This window comes from Corynebacterium sp. HMSC05D08 (genome assembly GCF_001807215.1).
GTDB lineage: Bacteria > Actinomycetota > Actinomycetes > Mycobacteriales > Mycobacteriaceae > Corynebacterium > Corynebacterium striatum.
This window is the reverse complement of the sequence record NZ_KV788290.1, coordinates 1-7,208: the sequence shown is the minus strand read 5'-3', so window position 1 is coordinate 7,208 and position 7,208 is coordinate 1. Positions and strand designations below refer to the sequence as shown.

11 protein-coding genes and 1 other annotated feature are annotated in these 7,208 nt (G+C 57.9%); of the genes, 8 read left to right on the top strand and 3 right to left on the bottom strand.

Going from position 1 to position 7,208, the window contains the following annotated elements:
- Nucleotides 1–37: 37 nt before the first annotated feature.
- From HMPREF3148_RS00665 to HMPREF3148_RS00655, 4 genes are read left to right on the top strand one after another with little or no spacing between them, the layout of a single operon-like run.
- A complete protein-coding gene (locus HMPREF3148_RS00665; RefSeq protein WP_049151674.1) occupies nucleotides 38–400 on the top strand; it encodes a hypothetical protein in 363 nt (120 codons plus the stop codon).
- A complete protein-coding gene (locus HMPREF3148_RS13445) occupies nucleotides 397–555 on the top strand; it encodes a Sp36 family protein (RefSeq protein WP_100619240.1) in 159 nt (52 codons plus the stop codon). The genes HMPREF3148_RS00665 and HMPREF3148_RS13445 overlap by 4 nt, the downstream gene beginning before the upstream one ends.
- The gene (locus HMPREF3148_RS00660; RefSeq protein WP_005531273.1) at nucleotides 555–1,013 is read left to right on the top strand and encodes a RidA family protein; all 459 of its coding nucleotides are present in this window, start codon (nucleotides 555–557) and stop codon (nucleotides 1,011–1,013) included. Before HMPREF3148_RS13445 ends, HMPREF3148_RS00660 begins: the two co-directional genes overlap by 1 nt.
- Before the next feature lie 19 nt (nucleotides 1,014–1,032).
- A complete protein-coding gene (locus HMPREF3148_RS00655) occupies nucleotides 1,033–1,845 on the top strand; it encodes an MBL fold metallo-hydrolase (RefSeq protein ID WP_005531271.1) in 813 nt (270 codons plus the stop codon).
- A 66-nt stretch (nucleotides 1,846–1,911) separates the two neighbouring features.
- Here the strand turns inward: HMPREF3148_RS00655 and glxR are convergent, their stop codons facing one another.
- Complete coding sequence (gene glxR / locus HMPREF3148_RS00650) at nucleotides 1,912–2,595, bottom strand: CRP-like cAMP-activated global transcriptional regulator GlxR (RefSeq protein WP_005531269.1); 684 nt, start codon at nucleotides 2,593–2,595, stop codon at nucleotides 1,912–1,914.
- 337 nt (nucleotides 2,596–2,932) lie between these two features.
- Between glxR and nth the strand changes: the two genes are divergently transcribed.
- From nth to HMPREF3148_RS00630, 4 genes are all read left to right on the top strand, one after another.
- Nucleotides 2,933–3,613: an endonuclease III gene (gene nth, locus HMPREF3148_RS00645; RefSeq protein WP_049062212.1), complete on the top strand. Its 681-nt coding sequence runs from the start codon at nucleotides 2,933–2,935 to the stop codon at nucleotides 3,611–3,613.
- 10 nt (nucleotides 3,614–3,623) lie between these two features.
- A complete protein-coding gene (locus HMPREF3148_RS00640; protein ID WP_049062215.1) occupies nucleotides 3,624–4,211 on the top strand; it encodes a TlpA family protein disulfide reductase in 588 nt (195 codons plus the stop codon).
- Complete coding sequence (locus HMPREF3148_RS00635) at nucleotides 4,208–4,903, top strand: NUDIX hydrolase (RefSeq protein WP_070508553.1); 696 nt, start codon at nucleotides 4,208–4,210, stop codon at nucleotides 4,901–4,903. Before HMPREF3148_RS00640 ends, HMPREF3148_RS00635 begins: the two co-directional genes overlap by 4 nt.
- A gap of 66 nt (nucleotides 4,904–4,969) precedes the next feature.
- Nucleotides 4,970–6,166, top strand: a complete 1,197-nt coding sequence (locus tag HMPREF3148_RS00630; RefSeq protein WP_049160409.1) for a MarP family serine protease — start codon at nucleotides 4,970–4,972, stop codon at nucleotides 6,164–6,166.
- A 306-nt stretch (nucleotides 6,167–6,472) separates the two neighbouring features.
- Nucleotides 6,473–6,601: a sequence feature (AL1L pseudoknot), on the bottom strand.
- Nucleotides 6,602–6,728: 127 nt separating this feature from the next.
- Here the strand turns inward: HMPREF3148_RS00630 and HMPREF3148_RS13600 are convergent.
- The gene (locus tag HMPREF3148_RS13600) at nucleotides 6,729–6,878 is read right to left on the bottom strand and encodes a hypothetical protein (protein ID WP_162837385.1); all 150 of its coding nucleotides are present in this window, start codon (nucleotides 6,876–6,878) and stop codon (nucleotides 6,729–6,731) included.
- Nucleotides 6,879–6,911: 33 nt separating this feature from the next.
- Nucleotides 6,912–7,208 (bottom strand): hypothetical protein (locus HMPREF3148_RS13915; protein WP_246818791.1); only part of this gene is annotated, 297 nt, incomplete at its 5' end.

The window sequence follows — 7,208 nt, the reverse complement described above, 5'->3', positions numbered from 1 at the left end:
GTAAAAGAAGCGGAACTAAACCCAGGACGCTTCAGTCATGAGTTTACAGACTCATGCGCAGAACGCGCATATTAAAACACCGACCCGTGTCGAGCGCGACCGTGGTGGACTGGATAACGCCCCAGCATCTGCCAGTGACCGCGACCTTTTACGCGATCATCTAGGCCGCGAGATACTCCACGGTTCAGTCACACGAGACTTTAAAAAGGCCTATCGACGCAACGCTGACGGTACGAACTCGCCGCGTATGTATCGCTTCGAGACTGATGCTTTAGGACGGTGCGAGTACGCCATGCTCACCACCAAGCAGTACGCTGCCGTCCTGGCCGTAGACGTTGATCAAGTAGGTACCGCAGGCGGTGACCCCGCAGACCTTAACCCGGTAGTATATGGTCTATGACTAGATGGGAATACGCTACCGCGCCAGTACTAACTCACGCGACCAAGCAGATTCTGGATTCCTGGGGTGAAGACGGCTGGGAGCTTGTCACCATCACTCCTGGTATGAATCCAGAGAACGTTGTGGCTTACTTCAAGCGTGAGGTGGAACAGTAATGAGTCATCTTTCGCGACTCGCCAAACTTGGATACTCTCTCCCGGAGGTTGCGAAGCCACTTGCGTCCTATGTTCCGGCTATTCGCGTAGGCGACCAAGTATGGACTTCCGGGCAACTGCCCGTTGTTGAGGGCGTTCTGCCAGCCACGGGCAAAGTGGGTGCGGACGTCTCGATCGAAGACGCACAGGGCTATGCACGCACCGCCGCGCTGAATGCTCTCGCAGCGATCGACTCTCTTGTTGGACTCGATAGTGTCTCCCGCGTAGTTAAGGTCGTGGGTTTCGTTTCTTCTGCACCTGACTTTGTTGAGCAGGCTGAAGTTATTAATGGTGCTTCCGATTTCATCAGGGAGGTTTTCGGCGAGGCTGGCACGCACGCACGTTCTGCAGTGGGCGTGGCTGTACTTCCGAAGGATTCCCCCGTTGAGGTGGAAGTTATCGTGGAACTTTCTAAGTGATCGGATAGGCTTAATACTCATGGAGCATCCTGCATATAGCCAATTGCGTCCCGTGACCCCGTCCGTAGGCGTTGTCTTGTGCGACAACCCTAGCTACACGGCGCTCGAGGGAACTAATACGTGGATCGTTCGTGCTAACGAAGATTCAAAGGCAATCGTCGTTGACCCAGGTCCGGAGGACGAAGGTCACCTCAACGTCGTCACCGCGAAGGCGGGTGAAGTGGCGTTGATTCTTGTTACTCACCGTCATGACGACCATGCGTCTGGAGCGCAGCGTTTGCGCCAGCTTACCGGCGCGCCAATTCGAGCTTTTGACCCGAACTACTGCAATGGGGCAGAAGCGCTTGTCGACGGCGAAATTATCACCGTTGACGGCATCACCCCGCAGTTGGAGGTTGTCCACACCCCAGGCCACACCGCTGATTCGACCTCGTTCTTTGTTTGGTCTGGTGTGGCTAAGGATTCCCAGCTCGAGGGTATCCTCACCGGCGATACCATCGCTGGCCGTCACACGGTCCTGCTGTCTGAGACGGATGGTGACTTGGCGGAGTACCTTAAGACTTTGGACATGCTGGAAGAGCGCGGCAAGGACATCACTTTGATGCCGGGTCACGGCCCTGATTTGGACGATGTTTCGCAGGTCGCACGCAAGTACATTGACCGCCGCCACCACCGCCTTGAGCAGATTAAGGAAGTCCACGCACGCTTGGGCGAGGACGTTGACCTGAAGACTCTGGTGGATGAGATGTATGACGACGTTGACCCAGTTCTGCGCCATGCCGCAGAGCAGTCCACCCGTACTGCGCTGAAGTATCTGGCTGACCAGAAATAGGAATTAAGAGTAAAGCTCCTGGGAATCGGAAGTGATTCCCAGGAGCTTTATTTATGGATTTAGGCTTTAGCGAGCGCGCTTTGCCAGGTGCTCAGTGTCCACGATGAGGACGGACTTGCCCTCGAGGCGAATCCAGCCACGGTGTGCGAAGGTGGCGAGCGCCTTGTTTACGGTCTCACGGGAAGCGCCAACGAGCTGGGCGATTTCTTCTTGGGTGAGGTCATGGTTCACGCGGAGGGCGCCGCCCTCCTGAACACCGAAGCGGTTAGCCAGCTGCAGCAAAGTCTTGGCAACGCGGCCCGGAACGTCGGTGAAGATGAGGTCCGCGAGGTTAGCGTTGGTGCGGCGCAGGCGGCGGGCCAGAACGCGCAGGAGCTGCTGTGCAATAGCAGGGTGATCAGAGACCCACTGCTTGAGCATCTCGGAGTTCATGGTTGCGGCCTGGACCTCGGTCACACAGACCGCGGAGGAGGTACGAGGACCCGGATCGAAGATGGACAGCTCGCCGAACATGTCAGACGGGCCCATCACAGTCAGGAGGTTCTCGCGGCCGTCCGGCGCGTGGCGGGCAAGCTTAATCTTGCCCGAAGTGATGATGTAGAGACGATCACCTGGCTCGCCCTCCTCAAAGATGGTGGTTCCACGAGGGAAACGCACGGTTTCCATCTGCTCAATGAGGTTCTGTACTGCGACGGGATCAACGCCTTGGAAAATACCAGCCCGAGAAAGAATGTCCTGTACGCCTTCCACGTTTTGCTCCTTGAAGTTGGCGGGGTAGTGGTGAAGAAATGCCCGGAGTCTTTCCGAGCATCTGACGCGTGTGTATCGAAAAACCAGAAGTTTTCTAGCGAGACAGGCGCGCGCCCCTATGCAACGAATCTCATCCTACAGTGTAATTTGTCACTTTATGTAACCCTGTGAAAAATTGTCACACTTCTATGGAGGTCAGAAAAGGGTGCGGGGAAATTTATCAGTCCCCGAAGACCTTTGACTCCAGCTTCTCCATGAGGATCGCAAACAGTGCGAGGGCTAGGGGCACAACGACGATCAATGAAAGCATAATCAGTATCCTACTAAGCTCAAGAGAATGTCTGACTCATCGCCTGTTAGTCGTGCTTCGCGTATCAATGAGCTGCTTGCTCAAGAATACCCGGATGCTGAGTGCGAGCTCGACTTCACCAACCCGCTTGAGCTTCTCGTGGCCACGGTGTTGTCAGCGCAATGCACTGATGCGCGTGTCAATCAGGTAACTCCCGAGCTCTTTGCCAAGTACCCGGATGCGGCACACTATGCCGCGGCGTCGCGAAGTGACTTGGAGGCAATTCTCCGGCCGTTGGGATTTCAGCGCGCTAAAGCTGGGCATCTTATTTGCATCGGGGAGAAACTCATGGCCGATTATGGAGGTGAGGTTCCGCAGGGCATCAAGGAGCTCACGGAGCTGCCTGGCGTGGGACGCAAGACGGCACTTGTAGTGCGCGGTAACGCCTTTGGGCTCCCAGGCTTGACCGTGGACACTCATTTCGGCCGGCTTATGCAGCGGATGGGGCTAAGCCAGAGCAAGACTCCGCTCAAGATTGAAAAAGACATCGCTGAACTCCTGCCGGAAGAGGAATGGACGATGTTTTCCCATCGCATCATCTTCCATGGGCGCCGCGTGTGCCATTCGCGCAAGCCGGAGTGCGAAGTATGCGTGGTGCGGAAGTTGTGCCCAACCGGAGTTTTAGCAGCTCAAGGCGTAAGGAAGACCGATGTCCGAGGCGGGAAGTAGGCTGAACGGCATGAATAAGCTCACCTCGTACATCGTCGGTTCAGTCATCGCGGCCATCGTCGTCGCCGTGCTGGCTTTCGTTGGTGCGCGCAACCTGCTTGGCAGTGGCGGGCAGGAGCCTGAACGCGGCGTCGATGCCGCGGCGAGTGCGTCTGCACAGGCGGGGGAGGGAGACGTCGTCAAGCGCCCAGCGTGTCCGGAGGGCGCAGTAGCGGGCGTGGACCTCGAATGTTTGGGCGCGCAGGCACAAAGTGCTGCCAAGGACGTGCAAGTGGTCAATGTCTGGGCCTGGTGGTGTGAGCCGTGCCGTGCGGAACTGCCGTACTTGCAGGAAGTAGCCACGGCGCATCCCGACTGGGACGTGGTGGGAGTCCACGCGGATGGCAACGCTGCGAATGGCGCCGCTTTCCTCCAGGACATTGGCATTGACCTGCCGAGTTACCAAGATGGTTCCAATAAATTTGCTGGTCAGCTTGGGCTCCCAGGGGTTATTCCCATTACGCTCGTTGTGTACAAGGGCGAGGTGAAGAAGCAGTACATAAAGCCCTTCGAGTCCACCGCAGACATTGAGAAAGCAGTGGAGGAGGCCCTGGCATGAGTAGGCTGAACCCAGACTTGGCGCCGCAGTGGCTACGCCCTGCCATGGGTGTGGATGCAGCGGCGGTGCAGGAGCGCATAGGTAACCGTCACGCTACGAAGTTCGTGAAGGACCTGCCGCCGGTGCGCAAGGAGGCTGCGGTGTTGGTGCTGTTTAAGGGCACGTCCTTCGACGATGGCGAGGTGTTGCTGACGCACCGTCCGCCGTCGATGCGCTCGCATTCCGGACAAATCGCTTTCCCAGGTGGGCGCCGCGATCCCGAGGACGCCACGCTTGTCGACGTTGCCTTGCGCGAAGCGTGGGAGGAAACCGGCCTGGATAGCTCCACGGTCACGCCGCTGGAGCAATGGGACCAGTTGCAGATTCGAGCCACCGGCAACCCGGTAAGCCCCGTGACCGCCTTTTGGCACACTCCTGGAAAGGTGTGGGCGGCGAGCCCCGATGAAACCGACGACGTATTCACCTTTCCGTTGCGCGAACTGGCGGAACCCGCTAATCGCTTGATGGTGGGCTTTGGCCCATGGAAGGGGCCGGCATTCCGCGCCCACGACTATTTGATCTGGGGTTTTACTGGGGGGATTCTCTCAGCCATCTTGGAGCACGCTGGCTGGGAGAGCGAATGGGATAACAATTCGGTGCATGATCTGCACGGCGCACTCAAGCGCTCGCGAAATAATGAGAAGATGACCTAGCTAAAATGGCCTTCGCGTTTGTGCTCTAAGTGGGCCGCGCGTTTACCGAAGAAAGAACCTTGCCCCGTGACCCTGACCCTCGTATTAGACATCCTCATCGTGGTGGCAGTTTTACTTGCCCTCTGGGCGGGCTGGCGCCAGGGCGCGATTTCTGCTGTCTTGTCATTTATTGGCATCGTAGCCGGCGTTGTGTTGGGTACCGTGTTGGCGCAATTCGCCATACGGCTGACAGACCAGGCTGCCTTGCGTTTTCTACTCGCCATCGGTGTGCTCATCATGATGGTGGGCATTGGTCAGCTAATCGGTGCGAGTATCGGTGCCCGTTTGCGCGATAGGATGCGCACCCGCAAGAAACAGCGGGTGGATTCTTTCATCGGCGCGGGATTTCAGGCCGTTGCCGCGGTCTTCGTTATTTGGCTGATCTCCTTGCCTTTGGCTTCGAACGTGGGCGGCGCGCCAGGCCGTGCCTTGCGGGAATCACATATTTTGAGCGTGCTCAATGGGGCTGCACCAACGCAGTTGGCGTCGTTGCCCAATGGCGTTGCGGCCGTACTCAACGAGTCAGGACTGCCGCCGCTGGTTTCGCCGTGGCAGGATTCCGGCAGGGCCGTCGAGGTGGCGGCCCCAGCACAGGACGTTAATGACCCTGCTCTGGTGGAACGCCTGCGACCTTCGGTCATTCACGTGCTTGGCGACGCCGAGGTCTGCTCCCGCCGCCTCATGGGTTCCGGCTTCGTAGCAGCCGATGACTACGTGATCACTAACGCGCACGTAGTTGCCGGTACCGAGAAGGTCCATCTGGATACGGTCCTTGGCCTGCGCCAAGCAGAGGTGGTCTATTACAACCCCAACGTGGATATCGCCGTCTTGCACAGCGACAATCTGGGCATCAGCCCTCTCGATTGGGCGCCGACTCCAGCTGATACTGGTGACGACACTATGGTCATGGGCTTCCCGCACTCCGGCCCCTTCGCGGCAAGGATGGCACGCGTGCGCGAACGCATCACCATTGCGGGACCTGATATTTATTCCAAGGGCCGCGTGGAGCGCGATGCTTACACGGTCCGCGGCAGCATCCGCCAGGGCAACTCGGGCGGGCCGCTGGTCAATACCGATGGCCAAGTCCTCGGCGTTGTGTTTGGTGCTTCCGTCGAAGACTCGGAGACCGGCTACGCACTGACCGCTGACGAGGTAAACAAGCACATCGGTGACATCACCCAGCTGAGCCGGCCCGTAGATACCGGCAACTGTGTGGCTGGCTAGCAGCCCTAAGCCCAATCTGCGCCATAGAGAAAAGCCCTGCTTATCGCATTCCTGAGGAGGAAGAATAAGCAGGGCCTTTGTGATGCTTTGCGGTGTGCTGTGGAACACCCCCCGGATCATTTTCAAGCAGGGCGAATAAGAGCCATACCGAAGCCAGCGACTAGTTCCTCCAGTCCCGAAGGGAATGAGGGAACGGAGTAAACATAACCCGCCCCGATTAGAGGACTACGTAATGAATCCTCGGAGCCCTCCGGTGGAACTACTTAGAACGTAATGGGTATGAGCCATGCGGGCGTAGTAGGTACTCGGCGCGATCTTAATGCCAGCTTCTTTCAAGCTCCGGCAGATCGGCTCGACGCCGAAGGTATCTTTATGCCCGGTGATGTAGTCGATTACCACTGGTAGGGGCGGTCGAGCTCCGCCGCGAAAAAGCCGATGCCGACTTCAAAATAGCGTTAGCTCGTCGTAGCGCCCGGATTTCTTTCTCCAACTGTGCCAACCGCTGGGCAACCGAGGTTGGTGTTCCCGGCTTCTCACCGGCATCGACTTTGGCTTGGTCGACTCACCCGCGCAGGGTCTCCTTGTTGATCCCGAGCTGCTCGGCGACGCGGGCAAGAGCCCCGGTCGCAGTGGAAGGATCAGACTGAGCCTCTAGCACCAAGCGCATGGCACGCTGGCGGAGCTCATCCGGGTACTTCTTCTTAGCTGGCATAGGAAACATCCTTCCGTTACTTCCTACCCTCCATCAAACCCGGGCAAGCTCAGGACAATGGACAACTGGATTTCCTGCCACGTCAAAGTCTTGAACTACCTCGGCAAACGCCCTGGCATCATCGTGCCCGATAACGCACCAACAGCCAGCTATAGGCCGGTGAAGAACAACCCCGGCCGACGCATCCAAGAACGCTACGCGGACTTCGCCGACTATTACGACATCCTGCTTGTTCCTGCCCGGCCTGGAAAACCTCGGGATAAGGCCGCTGTAGAACGTGCCGTCCAACTCGTCTATATGAAGTGCCCCAGGTTTTGTTCCGTTTGAGTA

Bases quoted from the DNA above. Each gene is read 5' to 3' on its own strand.
- HMPREF3148_RS00665 (WP_049151674.1), top strand. From the start codon at position 38: ATGAGTTTACAGACTCATGCGCAGAACGCGCATATTAAAACACCGACC.
- HMPREF3148_RS00660 (WP_005531273.1), top strand. From the start codon at position 555: ATGAGTCATCTTTCGCGACTCGCCAAACTTGGATACTCTCTCCCGGAG.
- HMPREF3148_RS00655 (WP_005531271.1), top strand. From the start codon at position 1,033: ATGGAGCATCCTGCATATAGCCAATTGCGTCCCGTGACCCCGTCCGTA.
- HMPREF3148_RS13600 (WP_162837385.1), bottom strand. From the start codon at position 6,878: ATGCCAGCTAAGAAGAAGTACCCGGATGAGCTCCGCCAGCGTGCCATG.
- HMPREF3148_RS13445 (WP_100619240.1), top strand. From the start codon at position 397: ATGACTAGATGGGAATACGCTACCGCGCCAGTACTAACTCACGCGACC.
- nth (WP_049062212.1), top strand. From the start codon at position 2,933: ATGTCTGACTCATCGCCTGTTAGTCGTGCTTCGCGTATCAATGAGCTG.
- HMPREF3148_RS00635 (WP_070508553.1), top strand. From the start codon at position 4,208: ATGAGTAGGCTGAACCCAGACTTGGCGCCGCAGTGGCTACGCCCTGCC.
- HMPREF3148_RS00640 (WP_049062215.1), top strand. From the start codon at position 3,624: ATGAATAAGCTCACCTCGTACATCGTCGGTTCAGTCATCGCGGCCATC.